Raw genomic sequence first — 25,178 nt, 5'->3', positions numbered from 1 at the left:
TGGCCAAGGGATGAGCGCGTGACGGGCCTGGCTTTCGCGGAATGAAGATCTGATGCGCATTCTCGCGATCGACACCGCGCTGGGGGCCTGCTCGGCCTGTGTCCTCGAAGCCGGTGAGATGGAGCCGCTGGCGCAGGAGCAGCTCGCCATGGACCGTGGCCATGCGGAGGCGCTGATGCCGCTGGTCGAGCGGGTGATGAAGGCCGTCGACGGCGGCTTTTCCTCGCTGGGCCGCGTCGCTGTCACGGTCGGTCCCGGCAGCTATACCGGCTTGCGGGTCGGGGTCAGCGCGGCCCGCGCCATCGCTTTCGCGGCCGGGATCCCGGCCGTCGGCGTCACCACGGTCGTCGCCTGCGCCGCCCCGCTGATCGGCCGCGAGTCCGGTCGCGTCATCGCGGCTGCGCTCGACGCCAAGCACGGCCAGGTCTGGTTCCAGGCGCTGACCTCGGAAGGCAAGCCGCTCGTCTCGCTCCGGCAGGTGAGTTATCGCGATGCGGCACGCGCCATCGGCGCCGGCCCCGTCAGCCTCGTCGGATCTTCGGCGCTGGCCGTCGCCAACGAGGCCTGGGCGATCGGCCTCGATGCCGTGGTCGTCGACGATACGAAGGCACCGGATATCGCCTGGGTCGCGCGGCTCGGCCTAATCGCCGATCCGGAGACCGCCCCGCCGCGTCCGCTCTACCTGAAGGCGCCCGAGACGACGCCGCAGGACAAAGCCCGCCTGCCGCGCCGGTGAACGCCTCCTCCAAATGGTGGTTGCCGAAACATCAATCCATGCGAACAAGCGGGATGGATTGGCTGCGCAAGCTCCTGCACCCTGATTCGGCGCCCGCGCGCACGATGCGGCTCGATGCCGGCTACGCCCGCCAGGTCGCGATGCTGCATCATCAGGGCGGCTTCGCCCGTGGCTGGCAGCCGGCCGAATGCGCCGCTCTGATCGCCGATGCCGGCGTCGCCACCGACGGTGTCTTCGGCAAGAACAACGATCCGGCCGGCTTCGTGATGTCGCGCAAGGCCGCCGACGAGGCTGAGATCCTCAGCATCGTGGTCGCCCCGGCCAGCCGGCGCGAAGGCCTCGGCCGGGTCTTGCTCTCGGCTCATCTTGCCCGCCTCGCGGAGGACGGCGTCGCTCATGTCTTTCTCGAAGTCGAGGAAGGCAATCTCGCGGCGGAGCGGCTCTATCGGCATTTCGGCTTCCGCGAGGTCGGGCGCCGCAAGGGATACTACCCCAAGCCCGATGGCAGCCGCGCCACTGCAATCGCGATGCGCCTCGATCTCACATGACTCTGCGGAACAATCGCGCCATTGACGGCGCTTCGAGCAGCGAGATGGTCTCCCTGACGATCAGCGGGCCCGTCCGCGCATGAAGGACCTCCGCGTCGGCGCGCTTGTCCGCCTTGCCTTGCTGATCGCCGGCACGTTCGGGCTGGTGCCGTTCCAGCTCGGCGTGATGCGGTTCGCCCCGAAATACCGGGGTGTCCTGCCGTTGCATTTCCATCGCCTGACCTGCTGGTGCCTGGGCGTGCGCCGCCGCGTCAGGGGGCTGCCGCCGCCGGCTGGCGCAGGGGCGCTGATCGTCGCAAATCATGTCTCCTGGCTCGATATCGGCGTCCTCGGCGCCGAGCGTGAGCTGGCCTTCGTTGCAAAGAGCGAGGTCGGCAAATGGCCGGTGGTCGGCTTCCTCGCCAACCTCCAGCGCACGGTCTATATCGACCGGCAACGACGCGGCGCGACCGCGGGTACCGCTGCCACGATGGGCGCCCGCATCGCGGCCGGAGAGGAAGTGGTGCTCTTCGCCGAGGGCACGACCGGCGACGGCACGCGCATCCTGCCCTTCCGCTCCTCGCTGCTCGGCGCGGTCCATCATGCCATGGGCGACGCAGAGACGGATGTCACGATCTATCCGCTGACCATCACCTATACCGGCTGGCAGGGGTTGCCGGGAGGGCGCCTCGAGCGCGCCGCGCTGGCCTGGTACGGCGATACCGAGCTCTGGCCGCATCTGAAGCTGGTGCTGGAATGCGGCGCGATCGATGTCGAGCTGGTCTGGGGTGAACCGATCGCGATGGGCCGCGCCATGTCGCGCAAGGCGGCGACGCGACGGGCGGAGGATGCGGTACGCGCGGCGCGGAACGAGGCCATCACGGGCCGGCCGGCCATCTGAGACGGGTTGGCGCACGGCTTGCCTGCTGCGATGACGGCGAAGTCGGACCGTTTTCAAGGCGGCCGATCCGCGGTAAAGAAAACCTTTTGGAGACCCGATCCGCGGCGATGAAGAAAGTCCACATCAAGTCCTTCGGCTGCCAGATGAACGTCTATGACGGGCAGCGCATGGCCGACATCCTGAGCCATCAGGGCTATGAGGAAACGGCGACGCCGGAGGGCGCGGATCTGATCCTGCTGAACACCTGCCATATCCGCGACCGCGCCGTGCAGAAGGTCTACTCCGAGCTCGGCAAGCTGCGCGACATCAAGAACGCCCAGTTGGCCGGGGGGCAGGAGACGAAGATCGTCGTCGCCGGCTGCGTCGCCCAGGCCGAGGGCGCCGAGATCCAGCATCGCCAGCCTGCCGTCGATCTCGTGGTCGGGCCTCAGGCCTATCATCGCCTGCCGGAATTGCTGGCCGAGGCCGCGCGGAAGCGCGTCGTCGATACCGACCTGCCGATCGAGGACAAGTTCGGCTTCCTGCCGGCGCCGAAGCCGCAGATCATCCGCGCACGCGGCGTTTCCGCCTTCGTCACGGTCCAGGAGGGTTGCGACAAGTTCTGTGCCTTCTGCGTCGTTCCCTATACGCGCGGCGCCGAGTTCTCGCGCCCTGCCGCCCAGGTTCTCGCCGAAGTCGAACGTCTGGCCGAGGCCGGCGTGCGCGACGTCACCCTGATCGGCCAGAACGTCAACGCCTACCACGGCGAGGGGCCGGGCGGGGCGGTCTGGGGCTTGGCGCGGTTGATGCGCCGCGTCGCCGAAGTGCCGGGTATCGCCCGCATCCGCTACACGACGAGCCATCCGCGCGACATGGACGACGATCTCATCGCCGCCCATCGTGACCTGCCGCAGGCGATGCCTTTCCTGCATCTGCCGGTTCAGGCCGGCTCGGATCGCATCCTCGCCGCGATGAATAGGAAGCATACCAGCGACGAGTATCGCCGCTTGATCGAGCGCATCCGCGAAGCGCGTCCCGATATCGCGCTCTCGTCGGACTTCATCGTCGGCTTCCCCGGTGAAACCGATGCCGATTTCGAGGATACGATCCGTCTCGTCGACGAGATCGGCTTCGCTTCGAGCTATTCCTTCAAGTATTCGTCGCGCCCGGGCACGCCCGCGGCCGAGCTCGACGCGCAGATTCCACGCGCGGTGATGGATGAGCGCCTCTACCGGCTGCAGGAGCGGATCGAACATCACCGCCAGGCTTTCAACGCCGCGATAGTCGGACGAACTGTGGATGTCCTGCTGGAGCGGGCCGGGCGCCACCCCGGCCAGCTTGCCGGAAAGTCACCCTATCTGCAGGCTGTGCAGATCGAGAGCGAGACGAATCAGATCGGCGACATCGTCCAGGTGACGATCGAGCGGGCCGGTTCCAATTCGCTCTTCGGCCGGCTGGCGGAGGCGGGGCGGACGGATGGAAAGGACATGGCCGCTTGAGCGCGCTGCGGTTCGTGCCCATCTCCTGCTGTAAGGCTCTGGCCTGTCATCAGGCTGAGATTGTTGCGTTCGGATATGCTGCGAGACGACCCGGCCGGGCGCTCCTGCCCGGCGGGAACGGGCGCAAAAGCCCTCTCCGGAGATGACGCATTTGGCACAGGCTGATTCGACGACGCAAAGACCCGATCGGACCCCGCGGCGAGACGTGTCGCCAGCCCGCCCCGAGGGCGCGGGCCGCGACGGGTTGCCGGCCACCGAGGTCGTGCTGTCCTTCGATGACAACCGCCTCGCCAGCCTTGTTTTCGGTCAGTACGACCAGAATCTCGCGCATCTCGAGCGCAGGCTCGGCGTCGTGGTCAATCCCAACGGCAACCACGCCACGGTGAAGGGCCCGCGCGAGACCGCCGAGCAGGCAGGCCGCGTGCTGAAGACGCTCTACGCCCGTGCCAAGGCCGGTGCCTCCGTTACCCTCGGTGAGGTCGACGGCGCGATCGAGGAGAGCAATGTCCAGCGCTCGCTCTTTCCGGCCGCGGATGTCGGCAAGGCCTCCTTCGATGCCGTGGTCACTCGCAAGCGTGGGCCGGTCAGGGCCCGCAACGCCGCGCAGGACGCCTATCTGCGCCAGCTCAAACGGCATGAACTGGTGCTCGCGGAAGGCCCGGCAGGCACCGGCAAGACCTGGCTCGCGGTCGGGCACGCCGTCTCGCTGATCGAGCAGGGCGTGGTCGAGCGGATGATCCTGTCGCGTCCGGCGGTGGAGGCGGGCGAAAGGCTCGGCTTTCTGCCCGGCGACATGCGCGAGAAGGTCGACCCCTATCTCCGGCCGATCTACGACGCGCTCAACGATTTCATGGAGGCCCGCCATGTCGAACGGGGGCTCCAGACTGGTATGATCGAGATCGCGCCGCTGGCTTTCATGCGCGGCCGCACCTTGAGCAACGCGGTCGTGCTGCTCGACGAGGCCCAGAACGCCACCTCGATGCAGATGAAGATGTTCCTCACCCGTCTGGGCGAGGGGTCGCGCATGATCATCACCGGCGATCCATCCCAGATCGACCTGCCGCCGGGCCAGCGCTCCGGCCTCGTCGAGGCGGTCAAGCTGCTCAAGGACGTCGAGGGCGTCGGCTATGCCCGCTTCGAGGAAGGCGATGTTGTCCGGCATGAGCTGGTGCGGCGCATCGTGATGGCCTATGAGACCGCGTCGCGCCATGAGCGCGCCGAACGGGAGGAGCGCTTGCGCAATCCCGATATGCCCGCGGATTCCCACCGCGAGGGCGACAGCGAAGGGCTGAAGCGAATGTTGGCGCGGGAGCGGCCGCGATGAACGATCGACCTCGCGGGCGGCGCTCGGCGCCGCCACCCGAGAAGATGTCGCTTGATCTCGATCTGAGGGCCCAGTCGCGCCGGTGGCAGGCGGTGGGCAATCTCGCGAGCCTGCGGGCATTGATCAATGAGGCCTTGGCGGCGGGTCTTGCCGTGGCCCCCCGCAAGCCCATGGCGGGCGCGGAGCTCAGCCTGTTGCTGACCGACGACAAGCGCATCCGCATCGTCAACCGCGACTGGCGCGGCTTCGACAAGGCGACGAACGTGCTCTCCTTCCCGGCAGCCCCGCCGGAGCGCATTGCGGCGAGCCCGCTGCTCGGCGACATCGTCATCGCCTTCGAGACGGTGGAGCGCGAAGCCCGGGCGGAGGCTAAGGACATCGCCGACCATTTGCGCCATCTGGTCATTCATGGCCTGCTGCATCTGCTCGGCGAGGATCATGAGACCGACGACGAGGCGCGCCGCATGGAAGCCCTCGAAGTCGAGGCGCTCGCCAGCCTCGGCATTGCCGACCCCTATGCCGATGGCGAGCTCATCGCCGCGGCGGCCCCTTCTTCCGCACAGTCCCCGCAGCCATGACCGACGACAGTCGACAATCCCAGTCTGAAACCAATGGCCGCGGCTTCGGCCATTGGCTCGCCCAGTTCCTCGAACGTCTCGGCCTGCGTGCCGGCGGCACGGCGCGTGAAGAGATCGTCGAGGCCCTGGCCGAAGAGAACGGCGAGCTCGCCGACATTTCCGCCCAGGAGCGCGCGATGCTCAGCAATGTGCTGAGCCTGCGCGAGCGACGTGTGAGCGACGTCATGATCCCCCGCGCCGACATCGTGGCCGTGCCGGCGGATGCGACGCTGGACGAACTGCTGGCCCATTTCCGGACTGCCGGCCATTCGCGCCTGCCGGTCTTCGACGACACGCTCGATGACCCACGCGGAATGGTCCACATCCGCGACTTTCTGGAATATCTCGCGGAGAAGGCTCGCCCTGAAGGGGACGTGCCTTCCGAAGACGGAAGCAAGCTTGCCATCCCGCATGACCTTGCGGCGGTCGACCTGAACACGCCGCTCTCGGCGACGAAGCTGTTGCGCCCGGTTCTCTATGTTCCGCCTTCGATGCCTGCGGTCGACCTTCTGGTCCGCATGCAGGCGACGCGCACCCATATCGCGCTCGTCATCGACGAATATGGCGGCACCGACGGGCTCGTCTCCATCGAGGACCTGATCGAGATCGTGGTCGGCAACATCGAGGACGAGCACGATCTCGAGGAGACACCGATCGCACCCACCGGCGAGGACAGCTTCGCCGCCGATGCGCGCGCGACGCTGGAGGAGCTTAAGCGTGCAACCGGCGTCGATCTCTCTCGGAACGAGGTCGCGGATGACATCGACACGCTCGGCGGGCTGATCGTGACCCTGGCCGGCCGTGTTCCGGCGCAGGGCGAGATCGTCGAGGGTCCGGAAGGGCTGACCTTCGAGATCCTCGATTCCGATCAGCGCCGCGTGAAGCGCCTGACGATCCATCGCCGCAGCCAGACGGCGCCCGAAGAAACGGCGATGGAGCCTGGCTGATGCGCGTGGCGCGGCTTGCGGAAGCCGTCATTCTCGCTTGGGGATGGCGCAAGCGGCTCATCGCGCTGTTCGCGGGAGCGAGCGGTGCGCTCGCCCTGCCGCCCCTGGATCTCTGGCCGCTCGTCATCATCCCGATGACGGTGGCGGTCTGGCTCCTTGACGGTGCGGTTGGCACCACAGCGCTAGGTCGCTTCCGTGCAGGCTTCGCTGCCGGCTGGTGGTGGGGTTTCGGCTTTTTCCTCGCCGGATTGTGGTGGCTCGGCGCCGCCTTTCTCGTCGAGGCCGACAAATTTGCCTGGGCGATGCCGCTGGGGGTCGTCGCGCTGCCGGCCTTTCTGGCGATCTTCCCGGCCGTGGCCTTTGGCGCGGCGCGCTTGTACTGGCCTGACGGAGCCCGGCGCATTCTCGTCCTCGCCGCAGCGCTGGCGATGAGCGAATGGCTTCGTGGCCATGTGCTGACCGGCTTTCCGTGGAACGTCTACGGCATGATGCTGGCGGGGGAGATTCACCTCGCCCAGTTCGCTTCGTTCGCAGGGCTCTACGGCCTCACGCTGCTGGCTGTCGCGATTGGCGCGGCGCCTGCGGTGATTGCCACTGCCAAGACTCCGGCCGGCCGCTGGGCGACTCCGCTGATCGCGCTGGCAGGCGTCGCCGTGTTGTTCGGTTTTGGCTTCTGGCGCATTCCGCCGGGCCCCTCACCGGTCGTGGCGGGCGTGAAGCTCAGGCTCATGCAGCCCAACCTGCCGCAGGACGCCAAGTTCAACGGGCGCAACGGCGAAGCCATCCTCAACCAGTACCTCGCGCTGAGCGACCGGGCGACGAGCCCGACGACGCCCGGCCTGCAATCGGTCACGCATCTGATCTGGCCCGAATCCGCCTTTCCCTTCTTACTGGGCCGCACGCCCGGAGCGCTGTCCCGCATCGCGGCGGTCCTGCCGCCCGACGTGACCCTAATCACGGGCGCGGCCAGGGCTGGCGAGATGCTGCCGGGAGAGGGCAGGCCGCCGATCTACAATGCCATTCAGGTCGTCAACGACGAAGGCGTTATCGTCGCGAGCTACGACAAGCTCCATCTGGTCCCCTTCGGCGAGTATCTTCCGCCTTTTCTCGAGGCGCTGATCCGCCGCGTCGGCCTCTCTGAATTCGTGTCCGTGCCCGGCGGGTTTTCATCCGGAATCAGCCGGATGCCTCTTGCGGTCAAGGGACTTCCCGTCGCAGCGCCGCTCATCTGCTATGAGGTTGTCTTTCCGGGAGATGTCGCTCCGCGCGGCCCTCGCGCAGGGTTTTTCCTGAATGTTACCAATGATGGCTGGTTCGGCCAGACCAGCGGCCCCTATCAGCACTTCGCCCAGGCGCGGCTTCGCAGCGTCGAGGAAGGCCTGCCGCTCGTCCGGGTCGCCAACACCGGTATTTCCGGGGTGGTCGATGCCTATGGCCGGGTCGTCGCGAGCCTGCCTCTGGGCGTGGAGGGAGTATTGGATGCCCCGCTCCCGCGCAGCGGGCCGGTGACGCCCTATTCCCGGGGTGGCGATGCCATTTTTGCCGGTATGCTGCTCGTTTTTTTGATGCTTTCTCGCTTCAAAAAAAGCTGATCATCCCATTTGGAACAAATTTTGCGAGAAAGAGTGGACCGTCCGTGACGGCTATAATACACCAACGTTTCCGCGCCGACCAGGATGGCGGCTCCTGGTCATGACGACTGACGTAAGAGCAGGTTAATCATGATCAAGAAAGTCCCCAACCCGGTCGACAAGCATGTCGGTAGCCGCGTCCGCATGCGTCGAATGCTTGCCGGTATTAGCCAGGAAAAGCTGGGTGACGCACTGGGGCTGACCTTTCAGCAGGTTCAGAAATACGAGAAGGGTTCTAATCGCATCAGCGCGAGTCGTCTGCAGCAGATTGCCAAGATGCTCGACGTGCCGGTTTCCTTTTTCTTTGATGGTGCCCCCACGGGCGACATGCCGGCTGGCGGTTTCGCCGATTCCGCGGCGACGGCGTATATTTCGGACTTCCTCGCGACCAGCGAAGGCGTGCAGCTCACCAAGGCCTTCACCCGCATCAAGAACGGCCGCGTCCGCAGGCGGATCATCGATCTCGTCGAAGCGCTGGCCGAGCAAGACACTGAAAATGCGTGATTCCGGGATGTTTTCGTTCGTTCTGACGAACGCGCTTTTCGATTAACGGATTTCCCCACTTGACGACGAACGCGTCCGCTGCGATGACGGCGCGTTTGTTGAGGCTGGTGTCATGCGCCAGCCTTTTCCATGTGCTGTTTCAGGGATCCTCCGACCGTGTCACGCCAGAATTATCTGTTTACCAGCGAGTCCGTCTCCGAGGGACATCCCGACAAGGTCTGTGACCGCATCTCCGACGAGATCGTCGATCTGTTCTTCAAGGAGGCGGTCAAGGCTGGCTATGAGCCGTCCAAGGTCCGCGTCGCGGCCGAAACGCTGGCGACGACCAACAGGGTCGTCATCGCCGGCGAGGTCCGCACCCATCTCGACGAGAAGCAGATCAAGTCGAAGGTGAAGTCGGCTGCCCGCAAGGCGATCCGCAACATCGGCTACGAGCAGTCCGGCTTCCACTGGAAGACCTGCAAGATCGACGTGCTGCTGCATCCGCAGTCGGCCGATATCGCGCAGGGCGTCGACGAGGCCGGCAACAAGGATGTCGGCGCCGGCGACCAGGGCATCATGTTCGGCTACGCCAGCCGTGAGACGCCTGAGCTGCTGCCCGCCCCGATCTACTACGCCCACAAGATCCTCGAGACCCTGACGCTCGCCCGCAAGAAGGGCGAGGGCGACGCCGCCAAGCTCGGCCCCGACGCCAAGAGCCAGGTCACGGTCAAGTACGAGAACGGCAAGCCGGTCGGCGTGACGCAGATCGTGCTCTCGACCCAGCATCTCGACGAGACGCTGTCCTCGGCCGACGTCCGCAAGATCGTCGAGCCCTATATCCGCGAGGCCCTGCCGGAAGGCTGGATCTCGAAGGACACCGTCTGGCACATCAACCCGACCGGCAAGTTCGTGATCGGCGGCCCGGACGGCGATGCCGGCCTCACCGGCCGGAAGATCATCGTCGACACCTATGGCGGCGCGGCTCCCCATGGCGGCGGTGCCTTCTCGGGCAAGGACCCGACCAAGGTAGACCGTTCGGCGGCCTATGCGGCGCGCTACCTTGCCAAGAACGTCGTCGCGGCCAAGCTCGCCGACCGCGCCACGATCCAGCTTTCCTATGCCATCGGCGTCGCCAAGCCGCTGTCGATCTATGTCGACCTGCATGGCACCGGCAAGGTCGACGAGGCCAAGCTCGAGGACATCCTCGGCAAGCTCGTCGATCTCTCGCCGAACGGCATCCGCAACCATCTCGGCCTTAACAAGCCGATCTATGCCAAGACCTCGGCCTATGGCCATTTCGGCCGCAAGGCCGGCCGCGACGGTTCCTTCTCCTGGGAGAAGACCGATCTCGTCGACGCGCTGAAGAAGGCCGTCAACTGAAACGACCTCGCCGGGTCATGAGCAAGAAGGCCGGGGTCAACCCCGGCCTTTTTCTTTGACTTGATAGATGAGGTCGCTGAAACACCGCCGTCATTCCGGGCTTGACGCGGGATCTGTCGGAGCACTCCGGAGCTCCGCGTCGCTGCGTCCGGAAGGACGGCGCTCCATCGGATAATGCGGTACGAACACGGATCATGACCCACGAACCCGACCACGATGAAAGGGCTTTCTACGGCCGCCGCAAGGGCAAGGCGCTGCGCGATGGCCAGAGCCATCTGATCGAGCACACCCTGCCGCGACTGCGCCTGCCCGAGGGCGAGATTGCCGATCTGAAGGCGCTCTTTCCCGGGCCTGTCGAGGCCGTCAGGCTTGAGATCGGCTTTGGTGGCGGCGAGCATCTCTTGATGCGGATGCGGGAGAGCCCGCAGATCGGCTTCATCGGCGTCGAGCCCTTCATCAACGGCATGGCCAAGTTCCTCGCCGTCGCCGAACGCGAGGGGCTGACCAATATCCGCGTCTGGGACGACGATGCCGCGCTGCTGCTGCCGCGTTTGGCTGCAGGCGGCCTCGATGCCATCGACCTGCTCTATCCCGACCCCTGGCCGAAGCGCCGGCAGCGCAAGCGCCGCTTTGTCTCCGAGCATACTCTCGCCCTGTTCGCGCGCACGCTTCGTCCCGGCGGCCGCTTCCGCTTCGCCAGCGACATCGACGATTATGTCGGCTGGACGCTGTCGCGGCTGCTGGCCTCGCCGGATTTCGACTGGACGGACGAGCGGCCTGGCGACTGGCGCACGCCCTATCCGGGCTGGATTCGCACGCGTTACGAGGCGAAGGCGGTCCGGGAGGGCCGCATCTCCAGCTATCTCACGGCTTTGCGTCGCGCATCCTGAGGAAGCCGAGCACGCGCTGGGCGGTGCTCTGCGCGAGGTTGCGGAAGCTCTCGCGGGCACGGTCGAGGGCCGCCTGCGACTTTCCGAAATCCTTCCGCAGCGAGATCAGGGCTGCAGTCGTCTCCCACGACCAGCCGAGGCCGCGCGCGACGATCAGGATCGCTTCGCGGTCGCTGCCGAGGATGACCTGCTCGCTCGCCGGCAGGCTGAGCTGCGCCAGCACCGCGACGGCGCAGATGGCGTGCTCGGTTGCACCCTGCCGCGCGAAATCGCGCACCTTGGCCTCGTCGAGCAGCCCGGCTTCGTTGAGCTCACGGATCTCGACGAGCGCGGCGCTGATGGCGCCCAGTTCGCCCGGCATCTGGCCGCCGGCCGCGACGGCGTCGGCACCGCGTTCGACCGCACCGTCGACGTCGCCGGCCAGCGTCGGCTCCAGGCTTTCGTTCAGGCGTCGGCGGGCGGAATTCTTGGCGGCGGTCATGAGTTGCCCGACCAGCTCCGTTGGGATGTCCCGGCGCAAGCCGAGCGTCGCCTGAAGCGCGTCGTCCTGGGCCGCGCGCATCACCAGAACGCCCATGCCATGCTGCGAGAACCGCGCCGTCTGATTGGCCGCGACCGCATGGGTGACGACCCGTCCGCCGCGCAGGATCAGGAAATCGGTGACGGGTTCCCCGAGATCGGGCCGCTCCGTGATAGCGAGCATGTGGTCGCGGCCCTTGGCCGCCGACACCGCGACGAGATCCTGGTCGGTCAGCCGCGGCGACTGCACCAGGACGGAACGCGCCACGGCGATTTCGTCGAGGGCGAGCTGGCGCACGACCCCGCTCGGCGCGTTCGGCACGGGCGCGATCCGCTCCGAGAGCTCGATCCGGGCGCGCAGCTCGATGGCCCGCGACAACCGCCCGATGACCGCGTCGAAGACGCCGACCTGCTGTTCGTCCATGTCGATCGCGGTGGCGAGGAAGAGATCCGTCAGACGTGACAGGATGACGGCGCGCTCGTCACCCGAGCCGCGCGCCATCGTCGTCTCGAGATCCCGCAGCAGCGTTGCGACCGTACTCATACCCTGTCCTCGACCGCTATCCCGTCAGCCAGACTGGCAGGCAAGGATGACCATTGGGTTATCGCCGACGCTCGGAGCTTGCATATCGGGGCGATGCGGACTAAATAGCGGCCAACAGCTCTGGTATCGGTTAACGCCGATGATCAAGAGCGGGCCGGCCGGCCCGCTCTTTTTTATTGGCCGCAACCCGCCGGAGGCAGACGGGACGGCCCGGACCATGAACGAACCAAGCGAACCGACAGCAGCGCCCGATCAGGAAGCGCGCCTCGTCGTCGAGAACGGCGTGGCTGCGCGCGTCGCCGCGATCGTCGAGCCGGCGATCGCCGATCTCGGCTATCGGCTGGTGCGCGTGCGCGTCACGGCTCAGAACGGCTGCACCGTGCAGATCATGGCCGAGCTGCCGGATGGCTCGATGACCGTCGAGGGCTGCGAGGAGATCAGTCAGGCGATCTCGCCGGCGCTAGACGTCGACGATCCCATTCAGGCGGCCTATCATCTCGAGATCTCGTCGCCGGGGATCGACCGGCCGCTGGTGCGTGCAAGCGATTTCGAGCGCTGGGCCGGCCACCTCGCCAAGATCGACACGAGCGAGCCGGTCGCGGGCCGCAAGCGTTTCCGCGGCATCCTGCGCGGCGCTTCCGGTCAGGACGCTCTGCTGACGCGGGACGACGCCAAGAGCGAGGAAGAGCGCGACGTCGCCATTCCGATGCGGCTGATCGCCGAGGCGCGGCTGGTGCTGACCGATGCGCTCGTCACCGAATCGCTGCGTCGCGGCAAGTCCGGCCTGCCGCCGGCGATGCCGGCCGCCGATGAGATCGCAGGCCCGAAGAAGGGCCGAGGGAAATCGCTGGGACCGCGGCCGGGCAAGACCGGCAAGACGGCCCCGCAGAACAACGACACTGAAGAGGAGTGAGCGTCATGGTCGTCAGCGCCAACAGGCTCGAACTGCTGCAGATCGCCGACGCAGTCGCGCGCGAGAAGTCGATCGATCGCCAGATCGTCGTCGATGCCATGCAGGACGCCATCGCCAAGGCCGCCCGCTCGCGCTACGGCGCCGAGACCGACGTCCATGCCGAGATCAGCACCAAGACCGGCGAGCTGCGCCTGGCCCGCCACCTGCAGGTCGTCGAGACCGTCGAGAACCCGGCGGTCGAAATCACCGTCGACGAGGCCAAGCGCCACAACCCGGCCGCCCAGGTCGGCGACGTCATCGCCGATCCGCTGCCGCCCTTCGATTTCGGCCGCATCGCGGCCCAGTCGGCCAAGCAGGTCATCGTCCAGAAGGTGCGCGAGGCCGAGCGCGACCGCCAGTACGACGAGTACAAGGATCGCATCGGCGAGATCGTCAACGGCGCGGTCAAGCGCGTCGAATACGGCAACGTCTTCGTCGATCTCGGCCGTGGCGAGGCCATCATCCGCCGCGACGAGATGATCCCGCGCGAGACCTTCAAGGTCGGCGACCGCGCCCGCGCCTATGTCTACGATGTGCGCCGCGAGCCGCGCGGCCCCCAGATCTTCCTCTCGCGCACCCATCCGCAGTTCATGGCCAAGCTCTTCGGCCAGGAAGTGCCGGAAATCTATGACGGCATCGTCGAGGTGAAGGCGGTCGCCCGTGATCCGGGCTCGCGCGCCAAGATCGCGGTCATCAGCCGCGATTCCTCGATCGATCCCGTCGGCGCCTGCGTCGGTATGCGCGGTTCGCGCGTGCAGGCCGTCGTCGGCGAGCTGCAGGGCGAGAAGATCGACATCATACCGTGGTCGCCGGACGTCGCGACCTTCGTCGTCAATGCGCTGCAGCCGGCCGAGGTCGCGAAGGTGGTGCTCGACGAGGAGGCCGACAAGATCGAGGTCGTCGTGCCGGACGAGCAGCTCTCGCTCGCCATCGGCCGCCGCGGCCAGAATGTGCGCCTGGCATCGCAGCTCACCGGCTGGGACATCGATATCTTGACCGAGCAGGAAGAGTCGGAGCGTCGCCAGAAGGAGTTCGTGCAGCGCACCGAGCTGTTCATGAACGCGCTGAACGTCGACGAGACGGTCGGCCAGCTGCTGGCCTCGGAAGGCTTCCGCAATGTCGAGGAGCTCGCCTATGTCGAACTCGGAGAGCTCGCCTCGATCGAGGGCTTCGACGAGGACACCGCAGGCGAGATCCAGACCCGCGCGCAGGAACACCTCGCCGCTATCGAGGCTGAATTCGACGAGAAACGTCGGGCTCTCGGAGTCGAGGACGCCTTGCGCGAAGTCGAGGGCGTCACCACGTCCATGATGGTCGCGCTCGGCGAGAACGATGTGAAGACCGTCGAGGATCTCGCCGGCTGCGCCACCGATGATCTGGTCGGCTGGACCGAGCGCAAGGACGGCGAGTCGACTCGTCACGCCGGCTATCTCGACGGCTTCGATCTCTCGCGCCAGGATGCCGAAGCCATTATCATGGCTGCACGCATTCACGCCGGCTGGATCGAGGCGCCGGCCGAGGAGCCTGAGGCGGAAGCCGGCGAGGAGGCCGAGGCCTGAGCGGAGCCCTCGCAGTGAAAGCGGCGGCGCAGAAGGAAGGACCGGAGCGGAGCTGCGTCGTCACACGGGCCGTCAAGGCGCCTGACGACCTGATCCGCTTTATTGCGGGGCCGGACGGCGTGCTTGTCCCGGATCTGCGACGCAAGCTGCCTGGGCGCGGCGTCTGGGCGAGCCTCAGCCGCAAGACTGTTGCCGAGGCGATCAAGCGGAAAGCCTTCGAGCGTTCGCTCAAGGCGAAGGTCGCGGTTCCGGCGGATTTGCCGGATATCGTCGACGGGCTGATGTACCGCGACACGCTGCAGGCGCTGTCGATGGCCAATAAGGCCGGGCTGGTTACCGCCGGCTTCGCCAAGGTTGAGGCGCTGATCGAAAGCGGCCGATGTCTCGCGGTGATCGCCGCGAGCGATGGCGCCGAGGACGGCAAGCGCAAGATTGGCCAGGCTGTCCGCCGGTTGGCGGCGGCGCGCGAGGCCGACGGGCTCAAGGCCCGCGAACTGCCCATCGTCGCGATTTTCGCGGCGGCGGATTTGGAATTGGCGTTGGGGCGCGCACATGTGATACATGCCGCGCTTGCTCCGGGTCCAGCGGCCGAGGGCGTCCTCTCGCGCTGGCGTCGGCTCGTCCGGTACCGGACGGACGATACCGCCGCACCCGACCAGAACGATATTGAAGACACGACCGAACCGGCAGGACCGAACGCGGAATGACCGATACCAAAAACCCGGGCGACAAGACACTCTCCGTCAACCCGCCCAAGACCCTGTCGCTGAAGCGGCCTGTCGAGCAGAGCACTGTTCGACAGAGCTTCTCGCATGGGCGTTCGAAGCAGGTCGTCGTCGAGGTCAAGCGCCGCGCCGCCGGTCACGAGGTGAAGGAACCGGTTGCGCCGCGCGCTCCGCAGGCTCCTGCCCCGCAGGCTGCTCCGCCGCGCCCCGCCCCGAGCCAGCAGGCGCCGCAGCGCCCGGCCGGCAGCATGCTGCTGCGCACCCTCTCCGACGAGGAGAAGGACGCTCGCCAGCGCGCGCTTGCCGAAGCCCGCAGCACCGAGGCCGAAGCGCGCCGCGTCGCTGAAGAGGATGCGCGCCAGCGCGCAGCCGCCATCGAGCGCGAACGCCAGGAGCGCGAAGCCGCCGCTGCGCGCCAGCGCCAGGAAGAGGACCGCCGCCGTCAGGAGGACGAGCAGAAGCGCCGCGCCGAGAGCGTCGTGCGCCAGCGCGAGGAGCATGCTCCCCGCCCGCCCGCTCCCCCGGCTGCTCCGCGCGAGGCAGCCCCCCCGGCCCAGGCGCCTGCGCCGCAGCCGACCCAGTATTACGGTCGCCCGGCTCCGTCCGGCCCGCGTGAGTTCACGTCGCGTCCGCCGATGCGCGACACCGGCGCCCGCCCGCCGCGCTTGGATTCGCGCCCGCCGCGTTCCGACTCGCCGCGTCCGCCGCGCATGGATTCCTCGGCTCCGGCCGAGCCCGCGGTCGCTCGTCCGGTGCGTCAGGCTCCGTCGGCCAACACCACGCGCAATCGCTCTGATGATGTCGACGTCAAGGCCGCGTTCCGCCGTCCCGGCCTGGGCGCCGGTCCTGGCCGTGGTCCCGCTCCGGCTGCACCCAAGACGCCCAAGACCAGCAACGACAAGCCGCGCGGCCGCCTGACACTGTCGACGGCGACCGGGAGCGAGGACGAGCGGACACGCTCGGTCGCGTCCTTCCGCCGCCGCGTGCAGCGCATGACCGGCCACCGTGCATCGGACGCGCAGAAAGAGCGCGTGATGCGCGAGGTGATTATCCCCGAGACGATCACCATCCAGGAACTCGCGAACCGCATGACGGAGCGCGGCGTCGACGTCATCCGCCTGCTGATGAAGCAGGGCGCGATGCACAAGATCACCGACGTGATCGACGCCGACACCGCCCAGCTCATCGCCGAGGAAATGGGCCACACCGTCAAGCGCGTCGCCGAATCCGACGTCGAGGAAGGCCTGTTCGATACGCCGGACACCGATGAGACCCTGGCTTCCCGCCCGGCCGTCGTGACGATCATGGGCCATGTCGACCACGGCAAGACCTCGCTGCTCGACGCGATCCGCAAGACCAAGGTCGTCACCGGCGAGGCCGGCGGCATCACCCAGCATATCGGCGCCTATCAGGTGACGACCCCGCTGGGCAGCCAGGTCACCTTTATCGACACCCCCGGCCACGCCGCCTTCACGGCGATGCGCGCCCGCGGCGCCAAGGTGACGGACGTCGTCGTGCTCGTCGTGGCCGCCGATGACGGCGTCATGCCGCAGACGGCCGAGGCGATCCACCACGCCAAGGCTGCCGGCGTCCCGTTGATCGTCGCGATCAACAAGGTCGACAAGTCCGACGCCAACCCGGACCGGGTGCGCGCCGAACTGCTGCAATACGAGATCCAGGTCGAGACGCTCGGTGGTGAGACGCTCGAGGTCGAGGTGTCCGCCAAGACCGGTCACAACCTCGACAAGCTGCTGGAAGCGATCGCCCTGCAGGCCGAACTGCTCGATCTCAAGGCCAATCCCGATCGTCCCGCCGAAGGCACGGTCATCGAGGCCAAGCTCGATCGCGGCCGCGGCCCGGTTGCGACCGTTCTCGTCCAGCGCGGCACGCTGCGTACCGGCGATATCGTCGTTGCCGGCGCCGAATGGGGCCGCGTCCGCGCCTTGATCGCCGATACCGGCGCTCAGGTGAAGGAGGCCCCGCCCTCCATGCCGGTCGAGGTTCTCGGCTTCAACGGCACGCCCGAGGCCGGCGACCGCGTCGCGGTGGTCGAGTCCGAAGCCCGTGCCCGCGAGATCACCGAGTACCGCGAGCGTCAGCGCCGCGATCGTCAGGCGGCTCGTGGCGCCGCCTCCGGCGCCGGCCGTTCGCTCGCCGACATGATGCGCGATCTGAAGGAAGGCGCCGGCCGCAAGGAGTTCCCGCTCGTCGTCAAGGGCGACGTGCAGGGTTCTGTCGAGGCCATCGTCGGCGCTCTTGAAAAAGTCGGCAACGACGAGGTGCGCGCCCGCGTGCTGTCCTCGGGCGTCGGCGCCATCACGGAGTCGGACGTTACGCTCGCCCAGGCTTCGGGCGCGGTCGTGGTCGGCTTCAACGTGCGCGCCCACAAGGAAGCGCGCGAGGCGGCCGATCGGGCCGGCGTCGAGATCCGCTACTACAACATCATCTATAACCTCATGGATGATGTGAAGGATGCGATGTCGGGCCTGCTGGCGCCGACCCTGCGCGAGACCATGCTCGGCAACGCGACGATCCTCGAGATCTTCAACGTCTCGAAGGTCGGCAAGATCGCCGGCTGCCGTGTCACCGACGGTACGATTGAGCGCGGTGCCAATGTCCGCCTGATCCGCGACAACGTCGTGGTTCACGAGGGCAAGCTCGGCCAGCTCAAGCGTTTCAAGGACGACGCCAAGGAAGTCGTGGCCGGCCAGGAATGCGGCATGTCCTTCGAGAACTACCAGGACATGCGTGCCGGCGACGTGATCGAGTGCTATCGCGTCGAAGAGATCAAGCGCAGCCTCTGAGAATGGGATGGCTTGTCCGGGCTTGACCCGGGCAGCCTATCCCTGTTTATCCGCGCTCCCATAGAGATGGCCGGGCCTCGCGCCCGGCCAATGACGTTGGCCCGTCCATCCGGTCCGATCCCGGAACACGAGAACCATGGCGAAACCTGCAAAACCTTCCGGTCCGTCCCAACGGCAGCTGCGCGTCGGCGAACTCATCCGTCATGCGCTGGCGGATATGCTTTCGCGCGGAGACATCCATGACGATGTGCTGGCGAAGCACGTCGTCACCGTGCCCGAGGTGCGTCTCTCGCCGGACCTTAAGCTCGCGACCGCCTACATCATGCCGCTCGGCGGGCAGGACGTTAAACCGGTGCTCAAGGCCCTCGAGGCCAACAAGCGCTATATCCGCGGCGAAATGGCCCATCGGGTGAACCTCAAATACGCCCCGGATATCCGCTTCCGCGCCGATGAGAGCTTCGCGGAAGCCGAGCGCATCGATGCGCTGCTCGATACCGAAGAGGTTCGCCGCGACACCCAACGCCAGCGCCTGAAGATCGACCAAGACCAAGAAGACGACGACCTTGACCATGACCACTGAGAGCAATCCCGAAGCTGCGGAGAGCCAGGAGGGCGCCACTCCGGCGCCGCGTCCGAAGAAGCGCGACGTCCATGGTTGGGTCGTGCTCGACAAGCCGATCGGCATGACCTCGACCCATGCGGTCAGCGTCGTGAAGCGGGCTTTTTCCGCCAAGAAGGCGGGCCATGCCGGCACGCTCGATCCGCTGGCCTCCGGCCTGCTGCCGATCGCGCTCGGCGAAGCGACCAAGACCGTTCCTTTCGTCATGGATGGCCGCAAGGCCTATCAGTTCACCGTCTCATGGGGTTCGCAGACCGATACGGACGACACCGAGGGCCGGGTGATCGCGACCTCGGAGCAGCGCCCGGACGAGGCCGCGATCGCGGCCCTGCTGCCGCGCTTCACTGGCACGATCCTGCAGACGCCGCCCAAGTTCTCGGCGATCAAGATCGCGGGCGAGCGCGCCTATGATCTCGCCCGCGACGGCGAGGAGGTGGAGCTCCAGGCACGCCCGGTCGAGATCGACGCGCTCTCGATCGTCAGCCATGACGGCGCGACCACGACCTTCGAGGCCGAATGCGGCAAGGGCACCTATGTCCGCGCCATCGCGCGCGATCTCGGCCTCGCGCTCGGCTGCCTCGGCCATGTCGCGCATCTGCGCCGCACCCGCGTCGGCCCCTTCTCGGTCGCTGAGGCAGCGAGCGTCGAGACACTGCGCGAGAGTCCGGAGAGCGCGCTTGCGGCCCTGCAACCCGTCAAGTCGGCGCTGACGCTGATCCCTGAGATCGTGATCCACCGCGATGCCGCTGCCCGCATCAAACGCGGCCAGAGCGCCCTGCTGCGCGGCGCCGGTGCGCCGATCGAGCTCCAGGCCGCTTATGCCACCTGCGCCGGCACGCTGATCGCCACCGGTTCGGTCGAGAACGGCGAATTCGTGCCGCACCGCGTCTTCAATCTCTGACATCACGAAGCGTCATGCTCGGGCCTGACCCGAGCATCTCGCCCTGGAGGAAACTCCGGGCGCCCTTCTTGTCCGGAGATTCTCGGGCCTGCGCTTCGCTCCGCCCGAGAATGACGCCTCCGGCAGCCCTCAGGCCGCGCGCTTCAGCCCGTCGCGCGCCCAGATCGCGCCGAGCGCGGCGACCAGATTGTCGATATCGGCATCGGAATGGAAGGGCGAGGGCGTGATCCTGAGCCGCTCCGTGCCGCGCGGCACGGTCGGATAGTTGATCGGCTGGACATAGATGTCGAAGCGCGCCAGCAGCTCGTCGCTGATCGACTTGCAGGCCTTTGCCTCGCCGACCATCACCGGGACGATATGGCTGGGATTGGCCAGATGCGGGATGCCGGCCGCATCGAGCTTGCCGCGCAGTGCCGCGACGCGGTCCTGCTGGCGCTCGCGCTCGGCCGAGCTCTCCTTGAGATGCCGGATCGCTGCGATGGCGCCGGCCGCCACCGCAGGCGGAAGCGAGCTGGAAAAGATGAAGCCGGAGGCGAAGCTGCGGATGAAGTCGCAGAGCGCGGCCGAACCGGTGATGTAGCCGCCGATCACGCCGAAGGACTTCGCCAGCGTGCCCTGGATCAGGGTGATCCGGTCGGTCAGGCCGTCGCGCTCGGAGATGCCGCCGCCGCGCGGCCCGTAGAGCCCGACGGCATGGACTTCGTCGAGATAGGTCATCGCGCCGAATTCGTCGGCGATGTCGCAGAATCCCTTGATCGGCGCGATGTCGCCATCCATCGAATAGACCGACTCGAAGGCGATCAGCTTCGGCCGGGCAGGATCGAGCGCGGCGAGCTTGCGGCGCAGATCATCCGGGTCGTTATGCGCGAAGATATGCTTCTCGACGCGCGAATGGCGGATGCCCTCGATCATCGAGGCATGGTTGAGCGCGTCGGTCAGGATGACGCAGCCGGGGAGCTTGGCCGCGAGCGTCGAGAGCGAGGCCCAGTTCGACATATAGCCGGAGTTGAACAGCAGCGCCGCTTCCTTGCCGTGCAGATCGGCGAGCTCGCGCTCCAACAGGACGTGGTAGTGATTGGTGCCGCCGATGTTGCGGGTGCCGCCGGCGCCCGCGCCGCAGCCGTCGAGCGCCTCATGCATCGCGGCCAGAACCTTCGGATGCTGCCCCATGCCGAGATAGTCGTTCGAGCACCAGACGGTGACTTCGCGCAGGCCGCCCTCGCCGTGATAGGTCGCGATCGGGAAGCGGCCGGCCTGGCGCGCCAGGTCGGCGAAGACGCGATAGCGGCCCTCGCGGTGCAGCCCGTCCAGTTCGCTACGGAAGAAACTCTCGAAATCCATGGCCAGCCTCCTGCGGCGCGCCCCTCCTAGGCCTTTCCGGCCTCTTGCGGAATGGTGCGCGGTGTCGCGGCTGGAATTCTTCTACTTTGACCTTTCGGCCAGTTCCAGAAGCGTTTCGATCAAGATTTTGATGGCGATGCCGGCGTCTGCCTCGCTCATGTTCTCCAGCGGCGAATGGCTGATGCCCTTTTCGTTGCGCACGAACAGCATGGCCGCGGGCGCGATCGCCGCCATGGTCATGGCGTCGTGCCCCGCTCCGGACGGGAGCTTGCGGCCGGCGATGTTGCTTCCGGATCTGGCGATGCCGGCTGCCAAGGCGTCCTGCAGGCGCTGCTCCATCGGGACGGCATCGGCCTTCGCATAGGGCACGATCTCGAGACCGACGCCGCGGCGCGACGCGATCTCGGCAAAACGGCTGCGGATCTCGGCTTCCATCGCTGCGAGCGTCTCGTTTTTCGGCGCGCGGAAATCGATGGTGAACTCGGCCGCGCCGGGGACGACATTGGTCGCGCCGGGCTCGGGCCTGAGCACGCCGACCGTCCCGACGGAGAGTTCATGGCCGGCCGCGATCTGTTCCAGCGCCAGCGCCATCTCGGCGGCGGCCGTCAGCGCGTCCTTGCGCAGGGCCATCGGCACGGTGCCGGCATGGCCGGCCTCGCCGGTGACGCGCACGCGGGCCCGGCTCTGGGCGTTGATCGCGGTGACGATGCCGACCGGCTCGTTCTCCGCCTCCAGCACCGGGCCCTGCTCGATATGGACTTCGAGATAGGCCTGGATCGAGCCGGGCTTGCGCGCGAGCGCGGCGATGCCGCCTGGGTTTCCGCCGAAGGCGACGAGCGCATCCCCAAGTCTCACGCCCTCGCTGTCGCGCGCTTCCAGCCAGGCTGGGTCGTAGGCGCCCGCCAATGCTTCCGAAGTGGACAGATGCGTCGGGAAGCGCACGTTCTCCTCGTCGCCGAAAGCGACGATCTCGAGCGGGAAGGGCAGGCTGATACCCGCATCGCGCAACGCCTGGGCCGCGAGGATGCCGGCGACGACGCCGAGATTGCCGTCGAAGCGACCGCCATCCTTGACCGTATCGATATGCGAACCGACCAGCACGGCCGGTGCGCCGGGTACCGTGCCGTCGCGCCGCCCCTGCACCGAGCCGGCGGCATCGATGAAGGCGGTAAGCCCCGCCACCTCCATGGCGCCCTTGACCCACTCCGCCGCCTGCCGATGCGCCGGTGAAAGGTAGAGCCGAGTTAGCTTGCCGGGCTCGTCGCTGAAGCGGTTGAGGCCCGCAAGCGCGGCAAAGGCGCGGGCACCGAGCACGGCGGCGGAGGGAAGCGTCTGCGTCATGCCCCGACGTTAGTGCAGGATACCAAAAAACGGGAACCGGTTTTTCGCAAAGGTCCTGTTCTAGCTCTGCGTCGCCCCCGCATCGCAGCGCTGCATCATGCGCGAGGCAGCCGTGACGCCCGTGAGCGAGAAGGTGTAGCTCGTGACGTTGCCCCGGGCGGAGCGCGCCTCCAGCACCATGCTGCTCCCGGCCCGCATCGCGGCGAGCAGCGCCGGCTCGCGTTCCAGCCGTTCGAGCCAGGCGTTGTTGCCCTCCGTCAGCATGCGGAAGCTGTCGTCGCCGATGGTCACGGTGACGACCGAGTTCTTGGCGAAGTCGTAGCCGGTCTGGAAACTTGATTCGGTATCGCTCTCGCGGCTGCCCGTCTGGACGAAGAAGAACACCTCGCCATGGCGCAGGCTGGAAGGTTCCTCGGTCGATGGCCTGCCCATGATGAAGCAACGCTGGTTATCGCTGTGCTCATAGGTCGCAGCGTTCCAGTCGCTGAACTGCCCGAGCGATTTGGCTGTGACGGCCTGAGCTGCCGAGGCCGTCAGAAGGACGAGGGCGGCCGTTGAGAGCGCCATCTTGATCATCGCTTTATCTCCTTTTGCCCCTTCAGGGTGAAAAGAGAGCCTTACCGAGGCGTAAACATGATCAAGATATTTGTGCGTCGATCTGGCGCAGGGCCGTCCGGGGCACGTTTCGGCGCCCTTCTGGAGGCGACGCCGGCCGTTTGAGGGGTGTTTTCCACAGCCGGGCGCGGCAGCCAGAAGCCCCGCGGCCGGCTCCACGCCGGGCTGCCGACGCCGCTTCGCCTAGTAGGTCGCCCGCCCGCCCGAGAGATCGAAGACCCCGGCGGTGGTGAAGCTGTTCTCGGCCGAGGCCAGGAAGGCGACCATCGATGCGACCTCCTCCGGCAGCAGGAAGCGCCCACGCGGGATCTTGGCCAGCATGTAGCCGATATGCTCCTCGCTCATCTGGTCGAAGATGCGGGTGCGCGCTGCCGCCGGCGTGATGCAGTTCACGGCGATGTCCTTGTCGGCGAGCTCCTTGCCGAGGGACTTCGTCAGCGCGATCACCGCGGCCTTCGAGGCCGAATAGGCCGAGGCGTTGGGGTTGCCTTCCTTGCCGGCGATCGAGGCGACGAGGACGATGCGACCGTAATTGCGCTTGACCATGCCGGGGATCACCGACCGGCAGCAATGCAGCGTGCCGTCGACATTGAGCTTCATGACGCGGGCCCAGTCCTCCAGCGGGTATTCCCAGGTCTTGTGGTTGGGGCCGGCGATACCGGCGCTGGTGACGAGGATGTCGATGCTGCCGTGCTTCGCCTCCAGCGTGTCGCTCGCCTTCTGCACGGCGGTTGCGTCCGTCACGTCCACGGCGACGCCGACGGCGCCATGGCCGATCTCGGCGGCGGCCTTCTCCGCCAGGGCGCCGTCGACATCCCAGATCGCGACCGTCGCGCCACTCGCGGCGAAGCGCTCGGCGACGGCCCGGCCAATTCCCTGGGCCCCGCCGGTAACGATAGCGACGCGGTTCTTTAAATCGATTTGGTTCATGTCCGTCAGCCTCCCCGATGTTGTTGCGGTCACCCTAGCTTCGCTGATCGGCACCGGCCAGAGCATGCCTCCGTTTCGGTGATTGGCGCAGACCGGGCATGCGAAACGATGAGGACAACGGCAGAGTCATCGGAGCGGGCGCGCAGTTTGGCCGCTACGCCGGCAGAACCGGCGCTATTCCGCCGGCGCGGTCTTCTCGCGGCGGTGGCCGATCAGTCCGAAGATCGGCCCGGCCGAGACCATCACCAGGAAGACGCGGATGATGTGATGCGCGGCGACGAAGGCCACCTCGGTGCGCAGTGCGAGCGCGATCAGGCTCATCTCGGCGAGGCCGCCCGGCGAATAGGCGAGGATCAGCGGCACATGGCCGTGCACCGAGACCAGCGCCACCAGCCAGGCGAAGCTCAGCGTCAGCCCGAGCAGGATCACGGTCGAGCCCACGGAGAGCAGCAGCACGCGCAGGATGATGCGCGGCGGCGTGCCGACGAAGCGGCAGCCGATGGTGACGCCGAGCACGAGCTGCGCGGCATTGACGATCTCGGCCGGCGGCACCGCTGCGCTGAGGCCGGTGACATGGACGATCGCGCTGATCAGCATCGGGCCGAGTAGGTATTTAGCCGGCAATCTCAGCCAATGGCCGGCGATCACGCCGAGGATGCCGCAGCCGATCAGCCAGAGCTCGGAGCCGAGCGGCGTCTGCGTGAAGGAAGGGCCGGCGACACGGCCGCCGCCGAGGGAGACGCCGCCGATCCATTGCACGATGAAGGGCAAGGTCATCACCACCAGCAGGATGCGGGCGGAATGGATCAGGGCGATGATGCGGGCGTCGCCGCCCTTCTCCTCGCCGACCGTCACCATCTCGATGAGCCCGCCCGGCATCCCGGAAAAGAAGGCCGTGACCGGGTCGAAGCCGGCAACGCGGCGGAAATAGCCGACGCAGCACAGGCCGCAGGCGACCATGAACAGCACGAGGCCGGCCAGCGTCGGCAGCCAGTTCGGCAGCTGCGCCACGACATCCGGCTTGAAGGAGGCACCGAGCATCACGCCGATCACCGCGGTCATCGGCGGCCGGATCACCGGCGGGGCTGCGACCGGAAGCTTGATCAGTGCGGCTGCGGTGCAGAACACCATCGAGCCCAGCATCCAGGGCAGGGGCAGCCGCGCCTGCACGAACAGCCAGCCGCCGAGCCCGCCGAGCGCCAGCGCCAGGGCGAAGCGGCGATAGGGAAAGCGGCTCGGCGCCAGGCCCCGAACTCCGTTCGCGAAATCTTCGAGCAGAACTTTCAAGAACGTGCTCCGCGGCACAGAAACAGGAGCCCTCCTAGAGACTGTTGGTGCGGTTGCCCACCCCCCGGTGGGGAATGCCGGGTCCGCTCCGGCCGCGCCGCCGGCACAACCCGGTCATGTGACA

General features: G+C 67.1%; 23 protein-coding genes. 17 read left to right on the top strand and 6 right to left on the bottom strand.

All coding sequences use genetic code 11. The features are described 5' to 3' along the window. Positions 1-52: 52 nt before the first annotated feature. The 11 genes from tsaB to trmB all read left to right on the top strand — a co-directional run bounded on the left by tsaB (position 53) and on the right by trmB (position 10,917). On the top strand, positions 53-736 hold the full coding sequence (gene tsaB / locus AB4Z16_RS04365; RefSeq protein ID WP_441510079.1) for a tRNA (adenosine(37)-N6)-threonylcarbamoyltransferase complex dimerization subunit type 1 TsaB: 684 nt from the start codon (positions 53-55) through the stop codon (positions 734-736). A gap of 53 nt (positions 737-789) precedes the next feature. Continuing rightward, positions 790-1,284 (top strand): GNAT family N-acetyltransferase, encoded by a 495-nt coding sequence (locus tag AB4Z16_RS04360; protein ID WP_441510078.1) that lies wholly within the window; start codon positions 790-792, stop codon positions 1,282-1,284. Between the two features lie 79 nt (positions 1,285-1,363). Further along, positions 1,364-2,164 carry a lysophospholipid acyltransferase family protein gene (locus AB4Z16_RS04355; protein ID WP_441510077.1) on the top strand — a complete coding sequence of 267 codons (801 nt, stop codon included), beginning with the start codon at positions 1,364-1,366 and terminating at the stop codon, positions 2,162-2,164. 107 nt (positions 2,165-2,271) lie between these two features. Beyond that, entirely contained in the window at positions 2,272-3,642 is a 1,371-nt protein-coding gene (miaB, locus tag AB4Z16_RS04350; protein ID WP_441510076.1) for a tRNA (N6-isopentenyl adenosine(37)-C2)-methylthiotransferase MiaB, read from the top strand. A 142-nt stretch (positions 3,643-3,784) separates the two neighbouring features. Next, a complete protein-coding gene (locus AB4Z16_RS04345) occupies positions 3,785-4,966 on the top strand; it encodes a PhoH family protein (protein WP_441510075.1) in 1,182 nt (393 codons plus the stop codon). Next, positions 4,963-5,544 (top strand): rRNA maturation RNase YbeY, encoded by a 582-nt coding sequence (ybeY, locus tag AB4Z16_RS04340; protein ID WP_441510074.1) that lies wholly within the window; start codon positions 4,963-4,965, stop codon positions 5,542-5,544. The genes AB4Z16_RS04345 and ybeY overlap by 4 nt, the downstream gene beginning before the upstream one ends. Continuing rightward, complete coding sequence (locus AB4Z16_RS04335) at positions 5,541-6,530, top strand: hemolysin family protein (protein ID WP_441510073.1); 990 nt, start codon at positions 5,541-5,543, stop codon at positions 6,528-6,530. The genes ybeY and AB4Z16_RS04335 overlap by 4 nt, the downstream gene beginning before the upstream one ends. Beyond that, positions 6,530-8,122, top strand: coding sequence for an apolipoprotein N-acyltransferase (gene lnt / locus AB4Z16_RS04330; protein ID WP_441510072.1), 1,593 nt, complete (start codon positions 6,530-6,532; stop codon positions 8,120-8,122). Before AB4Z16_RS04335 ends, lnt begins: the two co-directional genes overlap by 1 nt. A 129-nt stretch (positions 8,123-8,251) precedes the next feature. Beyond that, complete coding sequence (locus tag AB4Z16_RS04325; RefSeq protein ID WP_441473720.1) at positions 8,252-8,665, top strand: helix-turn-helix domain-containing protein; 414 nt, start codon at positions 8,252-8,254, stop codon at positions 8,663-8,665. A 156-nt stretch (positions 8,666-8,821) separates the two neighbouring features. Continuing rightward, positions 8,822-10,027 (top strand): methionine adenosyltransferase, encoded by a 1,206-nt coding sequence (gene metK / locus AB4Z16_RS04320; protein ID WP_441510071.1) that lies wholly within the window; start codon positions 8,822-8,824, stop codon positions 10,025-10,027. A gap of 194 nt (positions 10,028-10,221) precedes the next feature. Next, a complete protein-coding gene (trmB, locus tag AB4Z16_RS04315) occupies positions 10,222-10,917 on the top strand; it encodes a tRNA (guanine(46)-N(7))-methyltransferase TrmB (protein WP_441510070.1) in 696 nt (231 codons plus the stop codon). Here trmB and AB4Z16_RS04310 read toward each other — a convergent pair. After that, entirely contained in the window at positions 10,892-11,980 is a 1,089-nt protein-coding gene (locus AB4Z16_RS04310) for a DUF2336 domain-containing protein (protein WP_441510069.1), read from the bottom strand. The two genes, trmB and AB4Z16_RS04310, sit on opposite strands and share 26 nt — an antisense overlap. 217 nt (positions 11,981-12,197) lie before the next feature. On the opposite strand from AB4Z16_RS04310, the gene rimP reads away from it, so the two are divergent. From rimP to truB, 6 genes are all read left to right on the top strand, one after another. Then, a complete protein-coding gene (rimP, locus tag AB4Z16_RS04305; protein WP_441510068.1) occupies positions 12,198-12,893 on the top strand; it encodes a ribosome maturation factor RimP in 696 nt (231 codons plus the stop codon). 5 nt (positions 12,894-12,898) lie between these two features. Continuing rightward, complete coding sequence (gene nusA / locus AB4Z16_RS04300) at positions 12,899-14,491, top strand: transcription termination factor NusA (protein WP_441510067.1); 1,593 nt, start codon at positions 12,899-12,901, stop codon at positions 14,489-14,491. A 14-nt stretch (positions 14,492-14,505) separates the two neighbouring features. Next, positions 14,506-15,198: an RNA-binding protein gene (locus AB4Z16_RS04295; protein ID WP_441510066.1), complete on the top strand. Its 693-nt coding sequence runs from the start codon at positions 14,506-14,508 to the stop codon at positions 15,196-15,198. Beyond that, complete coding sequence (infB, locus tag AB4Z16_RS04290; RefSeq protein ID WP_441510065.1) at positions 15,195-18,020, top strand: translation initiation factor IF-2; 2,826 nt, start codon at positions 15,195-15,197, stop codon at positions 18,018-18,020. Before AB4Z16_RS04295 ends, infB begins: the two co-directional genes overlap by 4 nt. Before the next feature lie 136 nt (positions 18,021-18,156). After that, complete coding sequence (gene rbfA / locus AB4Z16_RS04285) at positions 18,157-18,600, top strand: 30S ribosome-binding factor RbfA (protein ID WP_441510064.1); 444 nt, start codon at positions 18,157-18,159, stop codon at positions 18,598-18,600. After that, entirely contained in the window at positions 18,590-19,540 is a 951-nt protein-coding gene (gene truB / locus AB4Z16_RS04280) for a tRNA pseudouridine(55) synthase TruB (protein WP_441510126.1), read from the top strand. The genes rbfA and truB overlap by 11 nt, the downstream gene beginning before the upstream one ends. A 129-nt stretch (positions 19,541-19,669) precedes the next feature. On the opposite strand, the gene hemA is transcribed toward truB, so the two are convergent. From hemA to AB4Z16_RS04255, 5 genes are all read right to left on the bottom strand, one after another. Next, the gene (gene hemA, locus AB4Z16_RS04275) at positions 19,670-20,881 is read right to left on the bottom strand and encodes a 5-aminolevulinate synthase (protein WP_441510063.1); all 1,212 of its coding nucleotides are present in this window, start codon (positions 20,879-20,881) and stop codon (positions 19,670-19,672) included. An 81-nt stretch (positions 20,882-20,962) separates the two neighbouring features. After that, positions 20,963-22,222, bottom strand: coding sequence for an allantoate amidohydrolase (locus AB4Z16_RS04270; RefSeq protein WP_441510062.1), 1,260 nt, complete (start codon positions 22,220-22,222; stop codon positions 20,963-20,965). 60 nt (positions 22,223-22,282) lie between these two features. Continuing rightward, positions 22,283-22,798 carry an invasion associated locus B family protein gene (locus AB4Z16_RS04265; RefSeq protein WP_441510061.1) on the bottom strand — a complete coding sequence of 172 codons (516 nt, stop codon included), beginning with the start codon at positions 22,796-22,798 and terminating at the stop codon, positions 22,283-22,285. A 222-nt stretch (positions 22,799-23,020) separates the two neighbouring features. Next, positions 23,021-23,767 carry an SDR family NAD(P)-dependent oxidoreductase gene (locus tag AB4Z16_RS04260; protein WP_441510060.1) on the bottom strand — a complete coding sequence of 249 codons (747 nt, stop codon included), beginning with the start codon at positions 23,765-23,767 and terminating at the stop codon, positions 23,021-23,023. A 174-nt stretch (positions 23,768-23,941) separates the two neighbouring features. Then, complete coding sequence (locus AB4Z16_RS04255) at positions 23,942-25,054, bottom strand: AbrB family transcriptional regulator (RefSeq protein WP_441510059.1); 1,113 nt, start codon at positions 25,052-25,054, stop codon at positions 23,942-23,944. Positions 25,055-25,178 lie beyond the last annotated feature (124 nt).

Origin of the sequence: Allobosea sp. TAF32 (assembly GCF_052113585.1) — a bacterium.
In the GTDB taxonomy this organism is placed as follows: domain Bacteria; phylum Pseudomonadota; class Alphaproteobacteria; order Rhizobiales; family Beijerinckiaceae; genus Allobosea.
This window is presented reverse-complemented; position numbering and strand designations above follow the sequence as displayed.